The sequence below is a fragment of the Streptomyces sp. NPDC042364 genome, assembly GCF_056437585.1.
The window spans coordinates 491,620-515,377 of the sequence record NZ_JBWKAJ010000002.1 but is presented as its reverse complement, the minus strand read 5'-3'; the positions used below and the strand labels follow the sequence as shown (position 1 = coordinate 515,377).

The window sequence follows — 23,758 nt, the reverse complement described above, 5'->3', positions numbered from 1 at the left end:
CATCGGGAGTAGACGAAGACGATCCGAAGGGCTGCCCGTTCAATGTGCGGCAGGCGAAGTGCCCTTCCCAGGTACGCAGAGCACAGGACTTGTGGCGGACGGCGGTGGCCGGGCCACCACCGCCTGGCTCTCCTCCGGAAATCCCTGTCCGGAACGCACGGTTCGGACGGTGTCCGGACCACCGTCCCGGTCGGCGGGAATCTCCGCGGAGCCCGCTGCGGGGCGACTTGACGAAGTAGCGCCGGCATCGGGCGCCGGGCACCGCAAGCGCGTCACCATGGGATTCCACGACGCGACACACACGTCGAGGACCCCGGTGTGGTCCCGCCACCAAGGAGGACACCATGAGCACTGCCCCGGCACCACGATCCGTCACCGTCTGGTCCGATCCGGGGTGCCCGTGGGCCACCCTCGCCCTGCACACGCTGCGCACTGCCGCCCGGGCACGGGAGCAGGACCTCCTGATCGACCACCGGGCCTTCCCGCTGGAGTTGTTCAACCACCAGCCCACGCCCAAGTTCATCGTGGAGCCCGAGATCGTGGTGATCTCCGCTCACCGACCCGACCTCGGCTGGCGTCTGTGGGCCGGGCGGGAGTACGACTACCCCTCGACGATGCTGCCCGTGATGGAAGCCGTCCAGGCCGCGAAGGACCCGTCCGTCGGTGGCCTGCGCGGCAGCGACGAACTGGACGCAGGACTGCGCCACGCGTTCTACGTCGAGAGCCGGTGCGTCAGCATTCTCCCTGAGATCCTCGACGTCGCCGCGGGGTGTGAGCACGTCGACGAACGGGCCCTGGCCCGCGCTCTCGAGCGCGGTGCCGGCCGCGCGGAGGTCTACGAGCAGTTCCGCGTCGCCCAGGGGCCTCACATCCAGGGCAGCCCTCACCTGTTCGCGCCCGGCGGGTACGCGGTCCACAACCCCGGCGCCCACGTCCGGTGGACCGGCGATCCCGACAAGGGGGGCCTGCCCCGCCTCGACCGCTACGACCCGTCGTGGGCGGAGGAACTGCTCGACCTGCTGGCCGAGGGGAGGCAGCCGACCGATGCCTGAGAGGGACCTTCGTGTCTCGACCGCCACGTACGACCGCCTGGCGGCGGCAGCCGCTGCGGAGGGCGTGACGGTGCGGGCCTACCTTGAGAGGTTGACGGAATGGATCGCGCCTGGGCAGCCCGGACACCATGTCTCCGTGGCGAGGCCCGAAGCCGACCTGCGGTTGGTGTCGCTGGGCGTCGACGGACCGGGTACAGACGGACGCGAGTCCCCCACAACCACGACACCTGGCTCCCCTTCCTGATCGACGAACGAACCTCGACCGCCCCCGCGTGTCGGCCGGACACCCGGAGTGAACGCGAGTGGCGGCGACAACAGGAAGCCACCCCGCAGTCCGTCCGGCCATCCCGAGCGCGAACCTCACAGCAGCACCACCCGGCCCTCCACTCTGGCGGCTGGGGGCTACCAGAACAGGGCTCTGACCAGCCTCTTCACAGAAGTTCTTCCGCCTGGCAGAAGCCGCCTTGCCGAGCCGGCGCACGTCTCACGACCCTGGTTCCAACCACGGCACGCGGGGCACCGACGCCCCGCCGACAGGGACGGGAAGCCCATGCCTCACATGACCGCCTTCGCCAGGAACCAGTGGTACGTAGCCGCCTATGCCCATGAGGTCGGGCGGGAGCTGCTCGGCCGGACGATCCTCGGCGAGTCGCTCGTCCTCTACCGGACGGAGGAGGAGGGCACGCCCGTCGCGCTGCACGACCGGTGTGTGCACCGCCGGTATCCGCTGTCCGAGGCCCCCACCCGGCTCGACGGCGACCGGATCGTGTGCGGCTACCACGGCTTCACGTACGACACGACGGGCACCTGTGTGTACGTGCCGGGGCAGAAGCGCGTCCCGCGGACCGCGCGGGTCGCCTCGTACCCGGTGGTCGAGCAGGACTCGTTGATCTGGGTGTGGATAGGCGACCCGGCGCTCGCCGACCCGCAGACGATCCCCCGGGCGAAGCACCTCGACTCGCCCGGCTGGGTGACGGTGCGCGGCATGGAGCCGATCGACGCCGACTACGGGCTCCTCGTCGACAACCTGCTCGACCTGTCCCACGAGACGTATCTGCACGGCGGCTACATCGGCACCCCGGAGGTGGCCGAGACACCGATCACCACCGAGGTCGACGAGGGCGCCGGCATCGTCCGGGTGAGCCGCCACATGGACGACGCCGAGTGCCCGCCGTTCTACGCCAGGTCGACCGGCATCACCGGCCGCATCACCCGCTGGCAGGACATCGAGTACTTCGCCCCCTGCCTGTACCTCCTGCACAGCCGGGTCGCCCCGGTCGGCGTGGTCCCCGAGGCGGACGGCAGCGACCCGAACGGCTTCCACACCGAGGTCACGTACGCGATCACCCCGTCGACCGACGGCAAGGTGTACGACTTCTGGATGGTCTCGCGCGACTGGGCGACCGAGGACGACGAGGTCACCGAGTTCCTGCGGAACAACAACCACACCGTCGTGATGCAGGACGTCGACGCCCTCAACCTGCTCCAGAGGACACTCGGCACCGAGCGCACCGGCTACCAGGAGCTGAGCATCAACATCGACACCGGCGGTCTGGCCGCCCGCCGTATCCTCGCCCGGCTGGTCGAGGAGGGCGCGAAGCCCGTGGAGAAGGTCCAGTGAGCACATCCCCCACCGCCCCTTTCCGCACCGGTGAGATCTACCGCATCGACTGGCTGCCGGGCACCGACGTCCTGCACGGCACCTGTCACTGCGGACGCGAGCACACCTCGCAGGACCCGATCGAGATGTGGGAGTGGATGCTCTCCCATCCGCAGGGACACGAGCCGCACGGAAACGAGCCGCAAGGAATCAGCTCATGACCTCGTCACCGCCCTCGCCCTCGCCCTCGCCCTCGTTCGCGTCCTCGCCCTCGCCCTCGTCCTCGTATGAGGCGGAACTCGTCGTCGAGAAGCGGGAGTTCGCCGCCGACGGCGTTGTCGCCCTCACCCTGCGCCACCCACTGGGCGAGGAACTGCCCGGGTGGGAGCCCGGGGCACACATCGATGTGCTGCTCGGGCCCGGTCTGGAGCGGCAGTACTCGCTGTGCGGCGACCGGGCGGACCGGTACACCTGGCGGATCGGGGTCCTGCGGGAGCCCGCCGGGCGGGGTGGGTCGGCCTTCGTGCACACGGAGTTGAGTCAGGGTGACAAGGTGCGGGTGCGCGGGCCGCGCAACAACTTCGCCCTGGAGCGGGCGCCGCGCTACCGGTTCGTGGCCGGCGGTATCGGCATCACGCCGATCCTGCCGATGCTGGCCGCGGCCGAGGCGGCGGGCGCCGACTGGTCGCTGCTGTACGGCGGGCGCAGCCGCCGCTCGATGGCGTTCCGGGCGGAGTTGGCCGCGTACGGGGACAAGGTGACCGTCGCCCCGCAGGACGAGACGGGCCTCCTCGACCTGGGCTCGGTCCTCGACGGACTGCCCGAGGACACCCTCGTCTACTGCTGCGGCCCAGGCCCGCTGCTCGACGCGGTCGAGGAACGCTGTCCGGGGCGCGCGCTGCGGGTGGAGCGGTTCCAGCCGAAGGAGCAGGAGACCGGCCCGGACAGCGAGTTCGAGGTCGTGCTGGAGCGGTCGGCGAAGACGGTGACCGTGCCGGTCGGGGTCTCGGTGCTCGACACCGTGCGGGCCGCGGGGGTCGAGGTGCTCTACTCGTGCACGGAGGGCACGTGCGGGACGTGTGAGACGGACGTGCTGGACGGCACCCCCGATCACCGGGACTCGGTGCTGAGCGACGAGGAGCGCGAGGCCGGGGAGACCATGCTTATCTGTGTGTCCCGCTGCCGGGGCCCGCGGCTCGTGCTCGACCTCTAGAACCACCGCCGCGGGCGGCGTACCGCCTCGACGGAGATACCGGCTCGCGTGAACGGGGATGTTCACGGCGGCGGCCAGCACCTCCCCGTCCCGGTCCCGGCCGGGATGTTCACGGCGGCCACCGCCCCGTCCCGGTCCCGGACCGGGGCGGCGACCGACCTGAGCCCCTCCTCCGGTGCCCGGTCGACGATGGCGCACCCGTGCCGCCGTACCCCGCGCGGCTCGGCACGCTTCGCCGAACCGCGCCCGCGGGTGTACGAGCAGATCCGGGCGGACGAGCGCGACGTCCCGCCGGACGCGGCCAGGTGGGACGTCGCGCCGGAGAAGGATTGACCTCCGGTGCCGTCGGCGACCTGAACGCCGGCGGCACCGGAGGGGGTGCGGCTCACCGGGCGGGTGAGGGCACCACGCTGAGGTGGCCCGCGGAGGTCCGGCGGGAGCGGCGTGGCCTGCGGGGGATGTCGGACTGGCGGCCGGCCTCGCGCAGTACGAGGGTCATCCTGGTGTAGCCCAGGTCGCGGAGGGTGTCCGGGGTCTCGTCGACGACCCGGCAGTCCGTGACGCCCCAGCGGGGGTCTGGGTGGACCAGCGGGCGGACCGCGCCGTCGTGCCGCGCGGCGCCGGGGCCGACCGTGCGCAGCCAGTGCGGCAGACCGTGGCGGTAGGCGGCGTCCATGATGGGGTCCTGGGCGATGTCCCGGCGGATCGACTGAAGGCCACGGTCCTGGGCGTGGCGCTCCACGGCGGTGGCGAAGTGGGCGAGCATCGGCAGGCACCAGCTGGACTCGTGCTCGCCGAGGACCGTGGCGGCGTCGGGGTGGAAGAGCACGAAGCGAAGGAAGTTGTCGCCCGGCATGGCCGTCGGGTGCGGCCCCACGCCGCTGAACAGCTTCCGGAAAGCGGAGTTGGCGAGGACGACGTCCCAGCCGTGGTCGAGGACGACGGAGGGGAAGGTGACGGACTCCAGCAGCGCGGCGTAGTCCAGCAGATATGCCTGCGCTTCCCGGGCTTCGAGACTGTCGGGGACGGGCCGCGGTACCGACCGCCGCCCTCCTGCCTGATGTGCCATCGGGAGGTCACCCCTCTTGCCTATGCGGCCTTCACGCGGCCTCTTGATCCTCGTGCCCCCGGCGGAGTCATGTCAACTATCGTGGCATTCGGCGACAGTTGACGGCTGAATCTCGCCACAGTTGTGGCGAGACCTGGATGTGAGTTCGACGAAGCGGCTAGTCTCCCCGCAGTTCACGGTGTACTTGCCGGGACCAGGGTCTCGCGCCAGGCTTGGTTCCACGGATTCCGCAGTACCGCGAAATTGGCCTGAGAGAGACGTAGGAGACCTGTCGGTGACGGATGGCTTCGAGGTTCCGGACGCCGCGGCGACGGTTCTGCTGCCGGCCGTCGTGGCCCGCGTCACCGCCTTGGCGGACAAGCTGGGCGCGGCGCCCTCGGAGGTCTTCGACCCCCGTCGGCTCTCGGTCGCCTCCGGTGTCCCCGAGGCGGTGGTGAAGGCCCTGCTGAGCGGTCAGGCCGCGGGTGAGCCGGACATCCAAGCGCGCTTTCTGCAGCGCCTGGACCTGCTGCGCCGCACCCGGCTGAAGCCCAACGGCCGCAAGTACACCCAGCAGGAGATCGCCGACGGGGCGGGCATGTCGCGCCAGCAGGCCGGCGCCCTGATCAACGGCGACCGGCGGCCCACGATGGAGCACTGCGACGCCATCCAGCGCTTCTTCCGGGTGCACGCCGGTTTCCTCACGGCCGAGGACCCCGAGGCCCTGGCGAGCGCCCTGATGCGCACCGAGCAGGAGCTCCTGCAGCAGCTCGCCGACCGTGAGCGTGCGGCGGCCGAGGCCGCCGACGACCCGCTGCAGCGGCTGCTGCAGAACCACGGGGTGCGCTCCATCGCCTGGCGGGCGGCCCAGCTGCCCACCGACCAGCACCGCGACAAGGTGGCGGAGTGGCTGGACATGCTGCTGGAGAGCGTCAAGCGGCCCGAGTCCTGACCGGGGGAAGATCTGTGGGCATCGGAAGGGAAATGCGCCGTCTGTGCGGCGAGTTGGTCGGCGAGCTTACGCTGCCGGCGCCGGCGGACCCCGCCGACCTCTACAGCGCCCTGTGCGACGCCATGAGCAGACGCCGCGGCCGCCCCGTCCACTACCGTACGGCCGCATTCCCGCCCGGCACGGCCAGTGGGCTGTGGCTGGACATGGCTGAGCAGGACCTCGTCGTCATCGAGGAACGCACGGCTCCCGACCACCAGTTGGTGATCCTCGGCCACGAGCTGTGGCACATGCAGGCCGGGCACTGCGGCCACCATGTCGAGGTCGCGGAGGGCGCCGCGGTCGCCGCGCGCTTACTGAACGTGGACGCCGACCTCCAGGCGACGGTCCTGAAGGTGGCCGCGCGGACCCGTTTCGACCTGACCGACGAACAGGACGCCGAGAGCTTCGGTCTGCTGCTCGCCAGCAAGTGCCGTACGTGGCTTCCCGGTTCCGCGCTGCGCGGGCCCGTGCGGCGTGATCACCTGGCCGGCCGGATCGGAGCCTCGCTGGGCTACCGCGGCCCGCAGGGCTGAGGCAGCCGCCGACACCATGGACGGGCACAGCTACTACATACCGGCCGCGGCGATGGCGGTCGCCCTCGCCCTGAAGACGCCCGCGCTGCTGCGGAACTGGGGCGATCCCCTGATCAGGTCCGTGTGCGCCCTGATGACACTGGCTTCCCTGGTGTTCTTCTTCGCCGCGCCCCCGACGATCAACGAGGTCAACCGCCTCAGCGGCGTCACCAACCTGTCGGCGGTCCTGGTGTACGTCCTGCTGAGCGCGTTCAGCGGCTCCTGTCTGGTGCTGATCACCAACTGGCGCGGCGGCTCCCCCGAGGTCACCCGCCGGCTCTCGCGCCGCTGGATCGCCGGGTACGCCGGGGTCTGCGTGGCGATCGTGGTGCTGTTCGTGCTCGGGAACGCTCCGGTGGAGCGGGTGCGGGACTTCGACACGTACTACGCCAACACGCCGTTCCTGCGCGAGATGATCGTGCTGTACCTCGCCGGACTCACCGTCGCGGGCGTCGCCATGCACGTCATGTGCTGGCGCTGGGCGCTCCAGGTGGGCGGCTGGCTGCGCGCCGGCCTGCTGGTCATCGCGTTCGGCTATCTCGTCAACGTCTCCTTCTCGGCCGCCAAGTCGGTCGCCGTCGCGGCCCGCTGGCAGGGCGCCGACCTGGACGGTCTGAGCACGTATCTCGCCCCCACGCTGGCGTCGATCGGCACCCAGGTCAGCGCGGTCGGCTTCTGTCTGCCGCTCGCCGGACAGCGCATCGGCGACTCCTGGACCACCTGGTCCACCTATCGCAGGCTCGGCCCGCTGTGGCGGGAGCTGCGGCCGGTGTGGGCCCAGGCCGGCCACGAGGTGCGGATCTCCTGGTGGGCGCCCGCGCAGCTGCAGATGACGCAGCGGGAGTCCGACATCCACGACGGCATGCTCAGCCTGTACCCGTACTTCGACTCCGAGGTGCGCGCGAGGGCCTACGCGGCGGCCGTCGCGGCGGGCTCGGAGCCGGTACAGGCGCGGGCCGAGGCCGACGCCGCGATGCTCACGGCGGCGGTGCGGGCCCGGCAGGACGATCCGGAGGGCCGCGTCCTCAGCTCGGCGGTCGCCGACACCCCCACGCTGCCCGCCGAGAACCCCCGTGACCTGGTGCGGATGTCCATCGCCCTGCGTCAGTCCCCCGTCGTAGCGGCCGCCCGCGCATGGGCCGCCGCGACCAGGCCAGAGAGCGACTTCCATGAGCGAACCCGTTAGCGGTCCACACGACACCGCGGTCACCCCCGGGCGGCGTGCCGTCGTCGTCGGCGCGGGCCTGGCCGGCCTGCTGGCCGCCGCCGCGCTGCGCGACCACGCCGAGGTCACCGTCGTCGAGCGTGACACGCTGCCCGAGGGGCCCGAGGCCCGCAAGGGTGTTCCGCAGGCCCGGCACGCCCATCTGCTGTGGTCCGGCGGAGCCCGCGCGATGGAGGAGCTGCTGCCCGGGGTGACGGAGGCGTGGCTGGCCGCCGGGGCCCGGCGCGTGCCGCTGCCGACGGGGCTGGTGTCGCTGTCGGCGCAGGGCTGGGTCCGGCGCTGGCCCGAGATGGAGTTCATGATCGCGTGCAGCCGGGATCTGCTGGAGTCGGTGGTGCGCTCCCTGCTGCTGGCCGGTCCCCGGGTCACCGTCCTGGAACGCACCGAGATCCTGGGACTGGCGGGCGACGCGTCCCGGGTGACCGGCGTTCGGGTGCGGATGGCCGACGGTGAGGAGCGGGTGCTGCCCGCCGACCTGGTGGTGGACGCCGCCGGGCGGGGGTCGCGGGGCACCGCCTGGCTCGACGCGCTGGGGGTGCCGCCCGCGCCGATGGAGGAGGTCGACTCCGGACTGGTGTACGCCAGCCGGATCTTCCGGGCGCCCGAAGGGACCGAGGAGTACCCGGTGGTGAACGTCCAGCCGAACGCGGCGGATCCCGTGCCGGCGCAGAGCGCGACGCTGGTGCCCGTCGAGGGGGGACGCTGGCTGGTGACCCTGTCGGGCACCCGCGGCGGTCAACCCACCGGCAGGGCAGAGGAGTTCGAGGAGTTCGCGCGCAACGTCAGGCATCCCGTCGTGGGCGAGCTGATAGCCCGCGCCGAGCCGCTGACCGATGTGGTGGTCACCCGCAGCACGATCAACAGACGGCGCTACTTCGAGAAGGTGTCCCGCTGGCCGGACGGGTTCGTGGCGATCGGCGACGCGGTGGCGACGTACAACCCGATCTACGGGCACGGGATGTCGGTCGCCGCCCAGTGCGCCCTCGGGCTGCGCGAGAAGGTCGCCGAGCACGGGATCACCGCGCCGGGGCTGGCGCGCCGCATCCAGCGGGCCGTCGCCGTACCGGTGGCGCTCGCGTGGGAGCTGGCCACCGGCACGGACATCCGCTACCCGGAGGCCATCGGCAAGCGGCCGAACGTCGTGCAGCGGCTCTTCGGGCTGTATGTGCAGCGGCTGATGCGTACGGCGGTGGGGCGGCCCCTGGTCTTCCGGGCCTTCCTCGGGGTGATCACGCTCTCCGCGCCGGGCGCCGCCCTGATCAAGCCGGAGATCGTGCTTGCGGTGCTGCGCGGCCCGGTCAAGGACCCGCTGACAGGACCACCGCTGACGGACCGTGAGCGGGACACGGTGCTGAGGGCGGCGCGGTAGGGCGGTTCTCCCGTCCGCTGACCGAGCGAACCGGCGTGCGGGAGAACGGGATTGTCAGTGCCGGGCGGCAAGCTGGGGGCGTGTCACTCATCCAACGAGGGGAGCGCCGTCCGATGCACACCGCCGTACTGACCGACCGCGAGCGGACCGCCGTCCAGGCCTATCTGCGGCTGCTGGGGACCGTGCGAGCAGCGTTCGACGGGCCGCCGGAGGGCCGCCGACCAGCCGTGGTGCCGACCGCCGCGCTCGCCGAGGCCGAGCAGGCGCTGGCGCAGGCGGGTCTGGCGGGCAACGAGGAGGAGTTCTTCCGGCTGCTGCGGAGCTGGTGCCCGGGGCTCTGACCCGCTCGCCCGCACGGTCCGCCGGGCCTGCCGGCGGACCGTGCGGGGCCCGCGGCACCGGCTACGTCAGATGCATCCCGGCGGACCCGTCCACCAGCCGGCGCAGGGCCGAGACATGGGGTTCGTGGCCACCGAGCCGGTCGAGGACGTGGTACGCCTCGTCACGGTGGGTGCCGAGGTCCTTCTCGTAGCGGTGGAGGACGTCGGGGGCGAGCAGACGCTCCCGCAGTTCCCGCCGCGCGGGCTCGGACTTCCGTGCGGCGGAGCTCAGTTCGACAAGGCGGTCCCGTGTCCCGGGGGACGCCTCGTCCAGGGCGCAGGCGAGCAGATAGGTGACGGTGCCGTTGCGCAGGTCCTCGTCGCGGCCGGAGAGGAGGTCCTCCTGGTCGTTGAAGAGCTGCCAGAGGATGCCGAAGGCGTCGCCGAACTCCCGCCACAGTTCGGTGCGGTCGGGGCCGGCGCCGGCGAGGATCGCCGCCATCGCCGTGATCATCCCGAAGGGGGCCCCGGACTTCCCGCGGTACGCCTCGAGGACGAAATCCGGGGAGGCCGCGTCGAGGTCACCGCGGAGGTCCCGCAGCTGCCCTTCCGCGGCGCCGATCCCACAGTCGACGATCTCGCGGGTGAGGGCGTTGCGCAGGGCGTCGGAGACGGGCTGCGCCTGGACGATCCGGATGGGGAGGGCCTGGCCGCTGAGGACGGCGGCCAGCAGTGCCTCGTCCGCGCCGAGTCCCTGCGGCAGGTTCGCGCCGTGGCCGTCGGCCAGGTCGTCCAGATAGCACGCGGAGGTCCACCACAGCACGTGCACGGCCGCCAGGGGAACGGCCGGTTCGGGGGCACCCGTCTCGGCACCGTGCACGAGCAGCGGGAGCACCGACAGGGGGTACTTCATGCGCTGGTGTCCGAGCAGCCCGGATATCGATCTTCGTACCGCCGTGGCGGCGGGGCCGAGCTCCTCCAGGGCGTGCTCTATCTCCGCGGCCACCTCCGCGGCCATCTGTCCGTGCAGGTCTGCGTACGCAAGGGAAGTCAACGGCGAGCCTCGTTCTCCAGAGGGAAGGGAACCGACACCGACGTCACCACCAGCCCGCGCCCGACGCTCCAGCGTCCGGCGAAAGCCGTGATGCGCCGGCCGTCCACCACCGGTCCGGGAACGAGGAGTTCGGCGCGCAGACCGCCCGAGGGGGCGCCGGGGTCGACGGACACCTCGATGTCGGCCTCGGAGAAGTCCAGCCAGCGGCCGGTGAGCGGGAACCACGCCTTGTAGACGGACTCCTTGGCGCTGAACAGCAGCCGGTCCCAGTGGACCGAGGGGTGGTCGGCGGTGAGTCGGCGCAGTCGGGCTTCCTCGGCGGGGAGCGCGATGGCCTCAAGGACGCCCTCGGGCAGGGCGTCGTGGGGTTCGGCGTCGATGCCGAGGGAGGCGAGGTCGGCGGCGCGGACCAGTGCGGCGGCGGCGTATCCGTCGCAGTGGGTCATGCTGCCGTTCAGGCCCTCCGGCCAGCCGGGGGCGCCGCGCTCACCGGGCAGGATGGGCCGCGGCGGGACGCCGAGCTTCTCCATGGCCCGCCGGGCGCAGGCGCGTACGACGGTGAACTCGCGGCGCCGCTTCGGCACCGCGCGGGCGATGATCGCCTCCTCCTCCGGGTACAGCTCGATCCCGTCGGCTCCCCCGGTCGTGTCATCGGCGAACGCCTCCACGGCCACGACCGACTCCGGGAGCAGCTCCTCGATCAACGGTTCCGACCTCCATCGGCAGAATCCGGCGCAGCCTTCCCGGGGGTTCCGGGCGCGGGCGCCACTCGCGGGGGTAACCCACGGACACCTCTTCGAAGCGGACCCCGTCCAGCCAGGTGGTCCGGGGGATGTGCAGATGGCCGTAGACCATGACCTCGACGCGGAAGCGCCGGTGCCAGTCGGCCGTCAGGCCGGTGCCGCACCACATGGCGAACTCGGGGTAGCGCAGGACGTTCGTCGGGTGCCGGTCGAGGGGGTAGTGGTTGACCAGCACCGTGGGCAGGTCGGCGGGGATCTCGGTGAGCCGGCGCTCGGTCTCGGCGACCCGGGCGCGGCACCAGGCGTCGCGGCTCGGATAGGGGTCGGGGTGCAGGACGTGCTCGTCGGTGCAGACCACGCCGGTGCCGTGCGCGTACTCCAGCCCCTCGGCCTTCGTCGCGCAGCCCGGGGGCAGGAAGGAGTAGTCGTACAGCAGGAAGAGCGGCGCGACGACGACGGGGCCGCCCCCTCCCTCCCACACGGGGTACGGGTCCTCGGGTGTGACGACGCCCAACTCCCGGCAGAGCGCGACGAGATGCTCGTACCGCTCGACGCCGCGGTAGGGGACGGTCTCGCTGGGGTGGGTCCACAGCTCGTGGTTGCCCGGCGCCCACACCACCTTGGCGAAGCGTCCGGCGAGGGTCTGAAGGGCCCAGCGGATGTCGGCCACCTTCTCGGAGACGTCACCGGCGACGAGGAGCCAGTCGTGGTCCGTCTCGGGGCGCATCCGCTCGACCAGCGCGCGGTTCTCGGGATAGCCGATGTGCAGATCGCTGATGGCCAGCAGGTTCCCGGGCCGGCCCACCGTCGACTCCACCCTCACTCCCTCCACGACTTCGATCAACAACACGAGAACACACGTGCGCACCGGGGGACAAGAGCGACTGGCTGAACGCCCTTGGCGACTCCGGCGCGCCCACCCCACAAGGCTTAACACGCGCGTGACAGAAACATCGGTCCCGGTGGCCTTATGATCGCCCCAACACCACCGTCACGCCCGTCGTTCGCGTCGGCGGTTCGGCGTACCTCCATCCCCCCTGGCCGGGCACGGCCTGCTCCGCCGTGCCCGCGAACCGTAGAAAGGCGGCCTGCATGGTCTCTCGCGTACGCGTCTGGCTCAACCGCACGTACGCGGAGAACGTCTTCTTCATGGATCAGCTGCGGAATAATCCGCACGCTCGTCCGGTGGACATCCATGCCACCCACGGTGACGCCGACTCCCCCGTGCTGGCCGCCGCCGACACCGCCGATCTGGAGCCCGAGGGCCTCTCCCCCGCCGCGTACGTCGAGTACGCGCTCGACCAGTGCGTCAGGCGCGGTGTCGACGTGTTCGTGCCGCGGCTGCACCAGGCGGCGATCGCCGCCCACCGCGAGGAGTTCACGGCCGTCGGCACGGCGCTGCTGGCGCCGCCCGCCGAGGCGATCGAGGTCTTCGAGGACAAGGTCACCGCGTACGAGGCGGTCGAGGCGTACGGGGTTCCCGTGCCGCCGTGGTTCCGGGTGACGAACGCCGATGAACTGGTCGCCGCTGTCGACGAGTTGGAGGCCCAGGGGCACCGGGCGTGCTTCAAGCCCGCTTCGGGGGCGGGCGGTGTGGGCTTCCGCGTGGTGACCCGCGCCCCCTTCTCGCTGGATCATCTCAGCGGATTCCCGGGCCCGTACGTGCCGCTGGACATGGTGGTCGCCGCCGTGCGTGAGGCCGGGGAGCCCGTCGACTGGCTGGTGATGCCCCGTCTCGAACAGCCGGAGGTGTCCGTCGACTGCCTCACCGGGACCGACGGGCGGGTGCGGATGGCGGTGGGCCGCACGAAGAACGGGCGGCGGCGGGGCTTCTCCCTGAACCCCGCCTGGATCGAGCCGGCCCGGCGGCTCGCCGAGTCGTTCGAACTGCACTACCTGGCCAACATCCAGTTCCGGATGTTCGGGGACCGGCCGGTGCTGATGGACGTGAACACGCGGCCGGCCGGCGGGCTGCACCAGCTGTCGCTGTGCGGGATCAACGCCCCCTGGGCGGCGGTGCGGCTGGCGCTCGGCGAGGAGACCGGTGACGTGCTGCCCACCCGGGTGGGCCAGGACTACACCGTGGTGTCGGGGACACGGCCCGTGCGCCCGGTGACGCTGCCCCAGCAGGCCGACGACGCGGTGGCCGCGAACGCGGCGGGTGCGGCCGTGGGCCAGGGCGCGGGCCCGGGTGCGGTGGTGGCGGTGGACGCGCCGGCCGCCGCGGACGTCCACAGGACCGTCGAGGTGCCGGGAGCCGTGAGCACGCCGATGGTGGTCGAGGTGCCCGTGGGCGCGGTGGAGGCCGTGGAGGCCCGGTCGCTCGCCGTGCCCCCGGAGGCTCCCACACGCGCCCCGTCGCCGACCGCCTGCACCTCGGCCGCCGACCGCCCCCTGGCGGTCTGAGGCCGGCCCCGAGGCCGTACGACAGGGGAGGGTGGCTGGACCCGCCGGCCGCCCTCCGGTACCCCGCCCCCAAGCGGGGCGCCATGGCCGAGCACGGTCGATGAAGCGCCCCGGGAGGCTCAGGTCGCACGGTCTTCGTGCCCGTCACCCCCCTCGCGGCCGGCGGGTGGGGCTGGTGCGCGGCAAGCGGACCGGGGATGCCGCGCCCGTCGGCGGCCCCTCCGCAGGACTTCGGTGAACAGGGCGACGACGGCGGTGGTGAACCCCAGGACGTTGCCAATGAGAGCCAGCCAGGACTGCATTCTGTGTGCTCCCTTCTTCGTGGACGGCACCAAGAGTGCCCGCCGGCTGGCTAGGCTGCGTGTCCTGCCGCGTCCTGTCTGTGTCCTCCGCCCCGGCCGCCGTCGCTGACTTGGGGCATGTCGTCAAGGGGCGGTGGGGAGCACAGGACAGTGACAGAACACCGAACGGAGGCCGATGGGCAGGGGTCAGCCGGTCAATCCCGAGCGGTGGCCTGCCGAGGGACCGTTCCGGCGCTTGCTGGAACACCTCGACAAGGTCCGCACCGACAACGGCACGAAGTCCCTTCAGGTGATCGCCGAGGAGATGGGCCTGGCGCGTAGCCGGGTTCACGTCATCCTGCGCGGCGACAGCCGGCCGGCGGACCGGGACCAGCTCGACCGTCTGGTCAAGGCGATGGGCGGGAGCCAAGAGGACATCCGGGAGGCCCGTCGGTGGTACGCAGCAGACGAGAAAGAGCGCGTTGCCCGCCGCAGGATCAGCATGGACGAGGAGGTGCGCGGTTACCTTGCGGCCGCCCTGAAGGCCGGCGAGAAGCACCCGTACCTGAGCATTCCCGAACCGCCTTCCCTGGATAAGGTCTACGTGCGCCAGCACAGCCGTCCTGCGGCCCGGGACGGGCACACCGGGTCCGGCGACGGCTCTTCCGCGGGAGGGAGCGGTGTCGACCTGGCCGTTCCCTCCGAGCCGGCCGAAGCGGTCTTCCGGAAGGCCGACCGGGTGTGCGTGCTCATCGCCGGTCCCGGCACCGGCAAGTCCACGCTGTTGCACGCGCGGCTACGCGAGGCTGCCGGTGAATTGCTCGACAACGCGCACAACGTCGCGAAGTGTGATGGAGCCGTCCCGGTATGGGTGAGCGCACACGCGTTCACCGGCGAGGAGGTGCAAGTACCTGACGTGCTCGCCGGCGCCACCAGGCTAAGCCGGTTCGGGCAGCTCCAGAAGCTGACCCGAGACCGCTTCCTGCAGCGGCCTTGGACGGGGGCGCACTGGCAGCTCCTCGTCGACGACCTCGACGAACTCCCCAACGCGCACGAGCGTCGCGTGGTCTTGGAGAAGATAGCCAACGCCGTCGTGGCGCAACCATCGCTGTACCGGTGCGTCGTGGCAACCCGCCCTCTCGCAGAGGGCGAACTCGACGTCCTCGACCACGTCCTCGGCCGCAGGGCGCCGCACTATGAACTGCAGCCGTTCACACCGCACGATCTGCACGCCTATGTGAAGAAGTACTTCCGCACCCGCTGGCGGCAAGAAGAGGAGGCCACCCACCACGCTCACCGTTTCGCCGGTGCGCTCCGCAGCGTCTCCCTGGACGAGCTGGCTCGTACCCCGCTGATGGCCTTCATGCTGTGCCAGCTGTACCTCGCCAAGCCCGAGCACCAGCTGCCGGACGGCCGCGCCGCGGTGTATGAAGCCTTCACCGACCTGCTCTACGCGACCAACGAGAGCAAGCACGTCGCGGAAAGCCACAATGAAGCGATCAAGCAGCTCGTGGAAAGCGTCCAGAGTCCGGGGGCACGCAAGGAAGCCGAAGCCGCCGCACGGCATGTCCACGAACGGCTGCCCGAGCTGATCGGCTATCTGGCGCACCGGAGGCTTTCGGGCCACAGGACCCCGGTCACCGAGGCACTGGCCTCACACGAGGCCGTGCGGCGCCCCAGCAAAATCCGCCCAGAGCGCTGGGATGCCTTCCTGGAGAACCTTCTCCGGCACACCGGACTGCTGGTCCAGCAGGTCGACGGCCTCGGTTTCCCCCACCGGACCTTCCTCGAATATCACGCCGCGGCAGACATCCACCGGCGGCTGACCGTTGAGCGCAGTCTGACGGAGGATGCCCTCGTCCACCAGGTGTACGGCAAGCACTGGGCCGACTCCACCTGGCATGAAACCCTCGTCCTTCTCGCAGGGATGGTCGAACCCCGCCTCGCAGGACACATCGTCGAGCACCTCCTTGCGGCCGATCCGCTGTGGTTCATTCGGCGGCCCGGGACGTCTTCGGACGAGACGCCACAGCACATCGTGCTCGCTGCCAGGTGCCTCGGCGAGGTCGACCCCGGCCTGTTGAGTGCCCAGTGTTCCGCCGTCCTCAACGCGGTGATCGCGCTGATCGAGCACATGGTCGAGAAGCGGGCGCCCCTCGATTCCCGCGCGGTCACGGAGACGCTGCCGCGCGTGCTCGGCCGGCTCGGCGCAAGCGAATCCGCCATCGGTCGGCGGTACCACGACTGGTACCGGGCGCACGGCCAGTTCCTCAGGGTCATGAGGGAGGGCGAGGACTTCGTCTGGTTCGAGGCACCGCCGGCCGCGCGGGTCGGTGCCTCGCTGCTACGCGACAACAGCGAGTTCCGCAGCAGCCTGGTCGGTCAGGCAGTCTTCGGCCCTGATCCCTCCGGCAGGTGGGAGGCGCTACTCGCGCTTGTCCAGGAATGGCCGGACGATCCGCAGGTTGCTGAACTGCTCCGTGAGTTCGCCGAGACAGACCCTGATGGAGGCTTCAGGAGCGGTTCGCTCCAGCTACTCGCAAGGACCCGTCGCCAGGATCAGTCCATCAGGATGTTGCTGCACAGATGTCTTGCCGACCACGATCGACACCTACGGCAGGGGGCGCTGGCCGCGCTCGCCGACAGCTGGCGCGACGAGCCTGAGACCTTCCCCCTGCTACGCCTGTCTGCGACCGATGACCCGGACGACTCGGTCCGCCTCACCGCGGTGCGATCCATCGCGGACGGCTGGCCGCGCAACCCGGACGCGGCAGTCGTACTACACGACCGCGCCGCCCGCGATCCGGACCCGCATCTGCGGTGCCGGGTGTTCCGCATCCTCGTCACGTGCCGGCCCGACGATCCGCAGACCCTGACGCTGCTGCGTGCGATCGCCGCCGACGCCGGCAGCGAGCCATGGGTACGGGACAATGCGAAATGGGCGCTGGCCCGCGCCGAGACCCCACCCACCGGCCCTGCCCCAGCCCGACCGACGCCTCCGCCCGCCGCAGGGAATCCGCAGTACGCCGCGCTGAAGCCCCTCGTAGTCGACCGGCGCGCCGACGCGGAGACCCCCGTGCTGCTGCACGAACTGGCCACGGCCCACCCGAACAAGGAGGTCCGGGTTGCCGCGGTGCGGCTGCTGGCCACGGAATGGCGCACCCATCCGCGGACGCTGCCGTGGCTGTGCGAGCTCGCCGCCTCCGGCGCGTGTACGCCGGAGCGGCAGGCCGCACTGCAGGCCGTCGGCTCCGCCTGGCCCGGCCATCCCGACGCTGAGGCACTGCTGCGCAGCGTCGCCAACGGCAACGCCCCGTCGCAAGCCCGCGAGTCGGCCGTCCTCGCCCTCGCCGCCGGATGGCACAACAACCCGGCGACCGGGACGCTGCTTCGCAGGCTCGCGGTTGACGACAACGACAACGAGGGCGTACGCGCGGCGGCGGTACGGACTTTGGGAGCCATCTGGCGAGACCACCCGCACACCGTCGCGCTGTTGCACGACAGGGCCGAGAACGACCCCAAACCCTACGTCCGCCGGACCGCCGTCCAGGCTCTCGTCAGGAACTCCCGCACCTTGCAGACCGCCGTCCTGCTTCGCCGGCTCGCCATCGACGACCCCGATGAACACCTGCGCTCCGCCGCCATACACGCCCTGGCGGCGGGCTGGCGGGACACGGAGACCGGCGAGCTGCTCCGACGGATTGCCACCGGCCGAAGCGACCCGATCAGCCGCAGCGCGGCAATCCGAGCACTGGCCGGCGGCTGGCGCGACGACCCCGTGACCGAGGAACTGCTGACCGAGCTGGCCGCCGACTCCTCCGACTGGCACACGCAGCGAGCGGCCGTGATGGCACTCGCCGATCGCTGGCCCCATGACCCGCGGATTCAGGTGCTCGCCGACCACCTCTCCGACGAGTTGTAGCGGTCAGGACCGGCGGGCTGTCGGTTCGGCGCACCGGAGGAGTGCGCGGCCGCCGGGCCCGCGTCCGCCACTCGACCGAGACCGGCCTGCAGCCGGCTGGGCCGTACGGCCGACGCCATTGAGGTCGCGAGGAGCGGTCATGAGCGGCGTCGGCCTGGCCCAGGCCTTGGAATTCCCGGGCCGCAGGCCCTTCCCGGGGGCCGGTGGGAGGCCATCGCCCCCACCTCGCCAGGCACGTCGCCGCGGCCGAGTACGAACACGAACACGACCGGTGGTGACAACGGGGATGGACAAGCTGCGCACCTCCCCTCTCCGGGCCCTCCCGACGGGGCAGGACGGACGACTGCCGACACCGGCCGGGCCCGGTTCCCCGCTCATGCGGTGGGTGCGCGCTCCGCGCACGACGCGGCAGGCCGCCACCGGGCGTCCACCGGCTCAGGGGGCGCGGAGCAACCCCGTCAGCGCCTCCCCACCACGAGCCGCAGGGTCTGCACCTCGAACGGGCGCAGCGTGACGGGGACGCCGTCGCCGTCCGTGGCCGCCTCGGACAGGGGCCGCTCCAGCAGGTCGGTGATGTGGGCCCCCGCGAGCGGGAAGCCGGTGCGCAGGACACCCCGGGCACGGCCGCCGCCGGACTCGTAGAGCCGGACCACCACGTCGCCGGAGGCGTCGTCGGCTAGCTTGACCGCCTCGACCGTGACGCCCGCGCCGTCGACGGAGACGACCGGCTCGGGTGCGCCCGCCGCGTCGGCGACCCGCAACGGCAGGTTGAGGGCGTAGCCCTCGGCCACCGCGTCCTCGATGGTCGCGCCGGGCAGCAGCGCGTACGTGAGGCGGTGCTTGCCCTGGTCGGCCTCGGGGTCCGGGATACGGGGGGCGCGGACCAGGCTGAGGCGGACCGTGGTGGTCGTGCCGCCGTCCTCGCGGACGGTGCGGGAGACGTCGTGGCCGTACGTGGAGTCGTTGATCACCGCGACGCCGTAACCGGGCTCGGCCACGTGCACCCAGCGGTGGCCGGAGACCTCGAAGCGGGCCGCCTCCCAGCTGGTGTTGGTGTGGGTGGGGCGCTGGATGTGGCCGAACTGGATCTCGGCGGAGGAGTGCGGTGCCCGGATGTCGATCGGGAAGCCTGCCTTGAGGAACTTCTCCGCCTCGTGCCAGTCGATGTCCGTCTCGAAGTCGATCCGGCGGCTGCCGGCCCGGACGGTGATCGTCTGGGTGATGCGGGAGCCCTTGCCGAACGAGCGCTCGACGCGGATGGCGCCGATGAGGGGGCCGGCCTCGACGACGGTGACGGACTCGGCGTCCAGGAGGTCGGTGTAGCGGTTCCGGTAGTGCTTGTCGACGTCCCAGGCGTCCCAGTAGTTGGGGAGGTCGGTGTGCAGGCGGAGGAGGTTGCCCCTCTCGCCGAGGACCTCGCGGTCGGCGACCAGGTCGTGCACGGAGGCCAGGGTGCCGTCCTCGGCGACCGCCACCCGGACCAGGCCGTTGTCGAGGGTGAGGCCGTCGACGGTGACAGGGTGCGGGGGCTGTGCGGGGGCGAGGGGCGCGCTGCCGTTCGCGGGGACCGTCACGTACATCGGGGCGCCCTCGGACGTACGGATGACCTCGGCCCGGTCGCGGGGGCTGGTGTTGAAGACACGGGTGTCCCCGCCGCCGAGCGCCGTGATCGCCTCCGCCGTCAGCTGCTCCAGCTCCCCGGCGACCCGCGCGTACTCGGCCTCCGCCTCACGGTGGACCCAGGCGATGGAGGAGCCGGGCAGGATGTCGTGGAACTGGTGGAGGAGGACCGTCTTCCAGAGGCGGTCGAGCCTCTCGTACGGGTAGGCGTAGCCGGGCGCGTGGAGCGCGGCCGTCGTGGCCCACAGTTCGGCCTCGCGCAGCTTGTGCTCGCTGCGGCGGTTGCCCTGCTTGGTGCGGGCCTGGGAGGTGTACGTCGCCCGGTGCAGCTCCAGGTAGAGCTCGCCGTTCCAGACGGGGGCGTCCTCGTACTCGGCGCGGGCCTTGGCGAAGAACTCGTCGGGGTGCTCGATGACGACCTTCGGGGAGCCTTCGAGGTCGGCGAGGCGCCGGGCACGCTCCATGATCTCTCGGGTGGGGCCACCGCCGCCGTCGCCCCAGCCGAAGGGGGCGAGGGAGCGGGTGCCGGCGCCCTTCTCCTGGTAGTTGCGGACGGCGCGGTCCATCTCCTCCCCGCTGAAGCGGGCGTTGTAGGTGTCGATGGGCGGGAAGTGGGTGAAGATGCGGGTGCCGTCGATGCCCTCCCACCAGAAGGTGTGGTGGGGGAACCTGTTGGTCTGGTTCCAGGAGATCTTCTGGGTGAGGAACCACTCGTTGCCGGCGAGCTTGGCGAGCTGCGGGTAGGCGGCGTTGTAGCCGAAGGAGTCCGGCAGCCAGACGCCCTTGGTCTCGATGCCGAAGTTCTCGATGAAGAACCGCTTGCCGTGGACGAACTGGCGGGCGACGGCCTCGCCGCCGGGCAGGTTGCCGTCGGCCTCGACCCACATGCCGCCGACGGGCGCCCACTGGCCCTTCTCGACGGCCTTCTTGATGCGCTCCCACACCTGCGGGTAGTTGTCCCGCACCCACTCGTACTGCTGGGCCTGGGAGCAGGCGAAGATGAAGTCCTCGTACTCGTCGGCCAGCGCGGTCACGTTGGAGAAGGTGCGGGACGTCTTGCGCTTGGTCTCGCGGATGGGCCACAGCCAGGCCGAGTCGATGTGGGCGTGGCCGACGCCGGAGACGGTGTGGGCGCTGGCGTGGGCGGGCCGGGCGAGGACGGGGGCGAGGATCTCTCGGACCGCCGTGGCGCTGCCGGAGACGTCGTCCAGGTCGACGGCGTCCATCGCCCGGTCCAGGGCGTGCAGGATCTCGTGGCGGCGGGGCTCGTGCTCACCGAGGTGGACCATGAGTCCGCGCAGCACCTGGAGGTCCAGGTCGAGGTGGAAGACCTCCTCGTCGAGGACGGCGAGGTCGGCGCGCCGGAAGGTGTAGAGCGGCTTGTCGCCGGCGGTCAGGACGTCACCGAGCGGGGTGATCCTGGAGAAGTTGTCGGCGAGGATGTCGGGGTTGGAGGCCGCCTCGACCAGGTAGTCGATCACCTCGCCGCCGCGGACCGGGTTGCCCACGGGTACGTACTGGTTGAGCGGGTTGACCGCCTTCAGCGGGGTGCCGTCGGTGAGGTGGACGAGGGCCTCGGCCTGGTTGCCGGGCCAGTCGCCGACGAAGCCGAGGTCGATGACGGCCTCCACCCGGCGCCCGGCCCACTCGGCGGGCACCCGGCCGTGCATCCGGAACCAGGTCGTGCCCCAGGGCGGCCCCCAGGGGGTGTCCATCGCGAAGGGGCTGTACGAGGCGGCCGCGGCCTCCTCGAAGGGGACGGGCTCCCCCGGCGCCTGCCACGCCTCGACCGCGAAGGGAACGGAGGCCGCGTAGATCGCGGGCTTGACGCGCTGGGTGTGGACGCGCTCTACGCGTTCCTCGATCCGGCGGCGTTCGTCATGCATGAAAGGTCTCCAGGAAGACGGCGGAGCGGGGGGAGATACGGAGGAGGCAAGGGGCGAGGACGTACGGAAAGCGCTTTCCCGAGGGAGCCTACTTCAGGTAGTCCAACCCAGGGTGCACCGCCTTGTAGCCCTCCACCAGGCGCCGGGCCACGTTGACCGAGTCGACCAGGGGATGCAGGGCGAAGGCCTTCACCGCGGTCGTGCGGGAGCCCGACTCGGCGGCGGCGAGGACCTCGCGCTCGACGGCCTTGACCGCGCAGACCAGGCCGGTGGCGTGGTCGGGCAGCGGGTCGACGGCGACCGGGTGGGCGCCGTTGGCGTCGACCAGACAGGGCACCTCGATGACGGCCTCGGTGTCGAGGACGGAGAGGGTGGCCCGGTTGCGGACGTTGAGGATGAGGGTGGTGCGCTCGTCGCGGGCGATGGCCCGCATCAGGGCGAGGGCGACCTTCTCGTAGCCGCCGGAGAGGTCGTCGGCGTCGCGTTCGCCGGCGCCCGCCGTCTCGCGGTTCTCCGCCATGTAGGTGGCCTCGCGTTCGGCGCGGGTGCGGTCCCATGCCTTGAGGGCGTGGGCGTCGGGGCGGCGCATCTCCTCGTAGAAGTGGGCCTGCTGGTCCTTGAGGAAGGCGCCGCGGGTCTTCTCGGCGGCCTGGTAGGCGCGTACGGCCTCGCGGTTGAAGTAGTAGTAGTGCAGGTACTCGTTGGGGACGGCGCCCAGGGACTGGAGCCAGTCGACGCCGAAGAGCTTGCCCTCCTCGAAGGAGCCGAGCAGATCGCGGTCGGCGAGCAGCCGCGGGAGTTCGTCGCGGCCTGCCACGCGCAGACCGCGGACCCAGCCGAGGTGGTTGAGGCCGACGTAGTCGATCCAGGCCTCGCGGGGATCGGCTCCGAGCACCCGGGCGATACGGCGGCCGAGGCCGACGGGTGAGTCGCAGATGCCGATGACGCGGTCCCCGAGATGGCGGGACATGGCCTCGGTGACCAGGCCCGCCGGGTTGGTGAAGTTGATGACCCAGGCGTCGGGGGCGAGCCGGGCCACGCGCCGGGCGATGTCGACCGCGACGGGGACCGTGCGCAGACCGTAGGCGATGCCGCCGGCGCCGACGGTCTCCTGGCCGAGGACACCTTCGGCGAGGGCCACCCGCTCGTCGTGGGCCCGGCCCTCCAGGCCGCCGACGCGGATCGCGGAGAAGACGAAGTCGGCGCCGGTCAGGGCCTCGTCGAGGTCGGTGGTGGCGGTCACCTCGGGGGCGTCGGGGACGCCGGCGGCCTGCTCGGCGAGGACCCGCGTGACGGCGGAGAGCCGCTCGGCGTCCAGGTCGTGCAGGACGACACGGGTGACCCGGCCCTCGGCGCGGTCTCCGAGGAGCGCCCCGTACACGAGGGGCACCCGGAATCCTCCGCCGCCCAGAATCGTCAGCTTCACGCAACTACCACCTTTGCCGATCGTGCATGTGTGCGGGCAGGCGCGGGGTCCGCCGGCCGGCCCGGGGACCGGCCGGCGAAGCGGACCTGCGCCGTGGCGCGCGGTGGGTGCCGGCCGCCCGGACACGTGTCAGTCGGCCGGCCCCCGCCGCCGTGGACGCGACCACGGCGGCGGACGCGGACCGGGCCGCCGTCGTGGACCACACCGCCGCCCCGGTGGAGCATGCCGCCGGGGCGGGGGATCATGCCTCCGGCGCCGCGATTCATGCCCGGTGCGCGGTTCATGTCGTCACGACCTCGACGCCCGCCTCCTCCAGGGAGGTGCGGGTCGCCTGGTCCACGGGCGCGTTGGTGACCACCACGTCGAGTTCCCGCGGGCCGCAGACCCGCGCCATCCCCGTGCCGGGGAACTTCGCGGAGTCGGCGAGCAGCACCACCTTGTCGCTCGCCTTGATCATGGCGCGCTTGACGGGGACCTCGACGACGGTGGTGTCCATCACCTGGCCGCCGGGCCGCACCCCGCTGGTGCCGAGGAACAGCCAGTCCGCGTGCAGCTGACGGAGGTTGTCCTCGGTGAGGAAGCCCACCAGGGAGCGGTACTCGCGGCGGACCATGCCGCCGAGCAGCACCAGTTCGATGCCCTCGTCGTCCGCGAGTTCCTCGTAGACCACCAGATTGCTGGTGATCACGGTGAGCCTGCGGCCGTGCAACTGCCGGGCCAGGCGGTAGGCGGTGGTCCCTATGTCGAGCAGGACGGACTGGCCGTCGCGGACCATGGAGGCGGCCCGCGCCGCTATCGCGTCCTTCTCGGCCACCCGGACCTCGGCGACCTCGGCGAAGGGCTGGTCGCCCTCCTCCACGACCGCCCCGCCGTGCACCCGGGTCAGCAGCCCTTCCTCCTCCAGCTTGACGAGGTCTCGCCGGACGGTGGCCGGGCTCACCCCGAGCTGTTCGGACAGGTCGGTCACGGCCGCGGGGCCACCTGATCGCAGGGCCCGCAGGATGAGTTGGTGTCGTCTCTCTGCCAGCAC

At 71.7% G+C, this 23,758-nt stretch carries 19 protein-coding genes; 12 read left to right on the top strand and 7 right to left on the bottom strand.

Going from position 1 to position 23,758, the window contains the following annotated elements:
* The first annotated feature begins 344 nt into the window (after window positions 1–344).
* From AC067N_RS05585 to AC067N_RS05565, 5 genes are all read left to right on the top strand, one after another.
* Window positions 345–1,052, top strand: coding sequence for a DsbA family oxidoreductase (locus tag AC067N_RS05585; protein WP_478677578.1), 708 nt, complete (start codon window positions 345–347; stop codon window positions 1,050–1,052).
* A gap of 550 nt (window positions 1,053–1,602) precedes the next feature.
* A complete protein-coding gene (locus AC067N_RS05580) occupies window positions 1,603–2,673 on the top strand; it encodes an aromatic ring-hydroxylating dioxygenase subunit alpha (RefSeq protein WP_478677577.1) in 1,071 nt (356 codons plus the stop codon).
* Window positions 2,670–2,873 (top strand): hypothetical protein, encoded by a 204-nt coding sequence (locus AC067N_RS05575; RefSeq protein WP_478677576.1) that lies wholly within the window; start codon window positions 2,670–2,672, stop codon window positions 2,871–2,873. Before AC067N_RS05580 ends, AC067N_RS05575 begins: the two co-directional genes overlap by 4 nt.
* The gene (locus tag AC067N_RS05570; protein ID WP_478677575.1) at window positions 2,870–3,865 is read left to right on the top strand and encodes a PDR/VanB family oxidoreductase; all 996 of its coding nucleotides are present in this window, start codon (window positions 2,870–2,872) and stop codon (window positions 3,863–3,865) included. The genes AC067N_RS05575 and AC067N_RS05570 overlap by 4 nt, the downstream gene beginning before the upstream one ends.
* 48 nt (window positions 3,866–3,913) lie before the next feature.
* On the top strand, window positions 3,914–4,198 hold the full coding sequence (locus AC067N_RS05565) for a hypothetical protein (protein WP_478677574.1): 285 nt from the start codon (window positions 3,914–3,916) through the stop codon (window positions 4,196–4,198).
* A gap of 52 nt (window positions 4,199–4,250) precedes the next feature.
* Here AC067N_RS05565 and AC067N_RS05560 read toward each other — a convergent pair whose 3' ends face one another.
* Entirely contained in the window at window positions 4,251–4,934 is a 684-nt protein-coding gene (locus AC067N_RS05560) for an MmyB family transcriptional regulator (RefSeq protein WP_478677573.1), read from the bottom strand.
* 274 nt (window positions 4,935–5,208) lie between these two features.
* On the opposite strand from AC067N_RS05560, the gene AC067N_RS05555 reads away from it, so the two are divergent.
* The 5 genes from AC067N_RS05555 (at window position 5,209) to AC067N_RS05535 (ending at window position 9,411) form a co-directional block, all read left to right on the top strand.
* Window positions 5,209–5,865, top strand: a complete 657-nt coding sequence (locus tag AC067N_RS05555; protein ID WP_478677572.1) for a helix-turn-helix domain-containing protein — start codon at window positions 5,209–5,211, stop codon at window positions 5,863–5,865.
* A gap of 32 nt (window positions 5,866–5,897) precedes the next feature.
* Complete coding sequence (locus AC067N_RS05550; RefSeq protein ID WP_478677571.1) at window positions 5,898–6,437, top strand: toxin-antitoxin system, toxin component; 540 nt, start codon at window positions 5,898–5,900, stop codon at window positions 6,435–6,437.
* A gap of 16 nt (window positions 6,438–6,453) precedes the next feature.
* Complete coding sequence (locus tag AC067N_RS05545) at window positions 6,454–7,662, top strand: MAB_1171c family putative transporter (protein ID WP_478677570.1); 1,209 nt, start codon at window positions 6,454–6,456, stop codon at window positions 7,660–7,662.
* Window positions 7,646–9,070: an FAD-dependent monooxygenase gene (locus AC067N_RS05540; RefSeq protein ID WP_478677569.1), complete on the top strand. Its 1,425-nt coding sequence runs from the start codon at window positions 7,646–7,648 to the stop codon at window positions 9,068–9,070. Before AC067N_RS05545 ends, AC067N_RS05540 begins: the two co-directional genes overlap by 17 nt.
* Before the next feature lie 113 nt (window positions 9,071–9,183).
* A complete protein-coding gene (locus tag AC067N_RS05535) occupies window positions 9,184–9,411 on the top strand; it encodes a hypothetical protein (protein WP_478677568.1) in 228 nt (75 codons plus the stop codon).
* A gap of 61 nt (window positions 9,412–9,472) precedes the next feature.
* Here AC067N_RS05535 and AC067N_RS05530 read toward each other — a convergent pair whose 3' ends face one another.
* Genes AC067N_RS05530 through AC067N_RS05520 form a run of 3 tightly spaced genes read right to left on the bottom strand, consistent with a single transcriptional unit; the run spans window position 9,473 to window position 12,004 of the window.
* Window positions 9,473–10,444, bottom strand: a complete 972-nt coding sequence (locus AC067N_RS05530; protein WP_478677567.1) for a polyprenyl synthetase family protein — start codon at window positions 10,442–10,444, stop codon at window positions 9,473–9,475.
* Window positions 10,441–11,148, bottom strand: a complete 708-nt coding sequence (locus AC067N_RS05525) for a 4'-phosphopantetheinyl transferase family protein (protein ID WP_478677566.1) — start codon at window positions 11,146–11,148, stop codon at window positions 10,441–10,443. Before AC067N_RS05525 ends, AC067N_RS05530 begins: the two co-directional genes overlap by 4 nt.
* The gene (locus AC067N_RS05520) at window positions 11,093–12,004 is read right to left on the bottom strand and encodes a metallophosphoesterase family protein (RefSeq protein WP_478677565.1); all 912 of its coding nucleotides are present in this window, start codon (window positions 12,002–12,004) and stop codon (window positions 11,093–11,095) included. Before AC067N_RS05520 ends, AC067N_RS05525 begins: the two co-directional genes overlap by 56 nt.
* Window positions 12,005–12,279: 275 nt before the next feature.
* Here AC067N_RS05520 and AC067N_RS05515 point away from each other — a divergent pair, with 275 nt between their 5' ends.
* Together AC067N_RS05515 and AC067N_RS05510 are read left to right on the top strand one after the other, a co-directional pair.
* Window positions 12,280–13,593 carry an ATP-grasp domain-containing protein gene (locus AC067N_RS05515; RefSeq protein WP_478677564.1) on the top strand — a complete coding sequence of 438 codons (1,314 nt, stop codon included), beginning with the start codon at window positions 12,280–12,282 and terminating at the stop codon, window positions 13,591–13,593.
* 537 nt (window positions 13,594–14,130) lie between these two features.
* Window positions 14,131–17,796, top strand: coding sequence for a HEAT repeat domain-containing protein (locus tag AC067N_RS05510; protein WP_478677563.1), 3,666 nt, complete (start codon window positions 14,131–14,133; stop codon window positions 17,794–17,796).
* A 458-nt stretch (window positions 17,797–18,254) separates the two neighbouring features.
* Here AC067N_RS05510 and AC067N_RS05505 read toward each other — a convergent pair whose 3' ends face one another.
* From AC067N_RS05505 to AC067N_RS05495, 3 genes are all read right to left on the bottom strand, one after another.
* Window positions 18,255–21,302, bottom strand: coding sequence for an alpha-mannosidase (locus tag AC067N_RS05505; RefSeq protein WP_478677562.1), 3,048 nt, complete (start codon window positions 21,300–21,302; stop codon window positions 18,255–18,257).
* A gap of 88 nt (window positions 21,303–21,390) precedes the next feature.
* A complete protein-coding gene (locus AC067N_RS05500; protein WP_478677561.1) occupies window positions 21,391–22,728 on the bottom strand; it encodes a 6-phospho-beta-glucosidase in 1,338 nt (445 codons plus the stop codon).
* Window positions 22,729–23,008: 280 nt separating this feature from the next.
* Window positions 23,009–23,758: a DeoR/GlpR family DNA-binding transcription regulator gene (locus AC067N_RS05495; RefSeq protein ID WP_478677560.1), complete on the bottom strand. Its 750-nt coding sequence runs from the start codon at window positions 23,756–23,758 to the stop codon at window positions 23,009–23,011.

What these genes read in the sequence shown, in the direction of transcription:
- AC067N_RS05580 (WP_478677577.1), top strand. Translation starts at nt 1,603, where the DNA reads ATGCCTCACATGACCGCCTTCGCCAGGAACCAGTGGTACGTAGCCGCC.
- AC067N_RS05505 (WP_478677562.1), bottom strand. Translation starts at nt 21,302, where the DNA reads ATGCATGACGAACGCCGCCGGATCGAGGAACGCGTAGAGCGCGTCCAC.
- AC067N_RS05550 (WP_478677571.1), top strand. Translation starts at nt 5,898, where the DNA reads ATGCGCCGTCTGTGCGGCGAGTTGGTCGGCGAGCTTACGCTGCCGGCG.
- AC067N_RS05570 (WP_478677575.1), top strand. Translation starts at nt 2,870, where the DNA reads ATGACCTCGTCACCGCCCTCGCCCTCGCCCTCGCCCTCGTTCGCGTCC.
- AC067N_RS05515 (WP_478677564.1), top strand. Translation starts at nt 12,280, where the DNA reads ATGGTCTCTCGCGTACGCGTCTGGCTCAACCGCACGTACGCGGAGAAC.
- AC067N_RS05535 (WP_478677568.1), top strand. Translation starts at nt 9,184, where the DNA reads ATGCACACCGCCGTACTGACCGACCGCGAGCGGACCGCCGTCCAGGCC.
- AC067N_RS05560 (WP_478677573.1), bottom strand. Translation starts at nt 4,934, where the DNA reads ATGGCACATCAGGCAGGAGGGCGGCGGTCGGTACCGCGGCCCGTCCCC.
- AC067N_RS05540 (WP_478677569.1), top strand. Translation starts at nt 7,646, where the DNA reads ATGAGCGAACCCGTTAGCGGTCCACACGACACCGCGGTCACCCCCGGG.
- AC067N_RS05585 (WP_478677578.1), top strand. Translation starts at nt 345, where the DNA reads ATGAGCACTGCCCCGGCACCACGATCCGTCACCGTCTGGTCCGATCCG.
- AC067N_RS05545 (WP_478677570.1), top strand. Translation starts at nt 6,454, where the DNA reads ATGGACGGGCACAGCTACTACATACCGGCCGCGGCGATGGCGGTCGCC.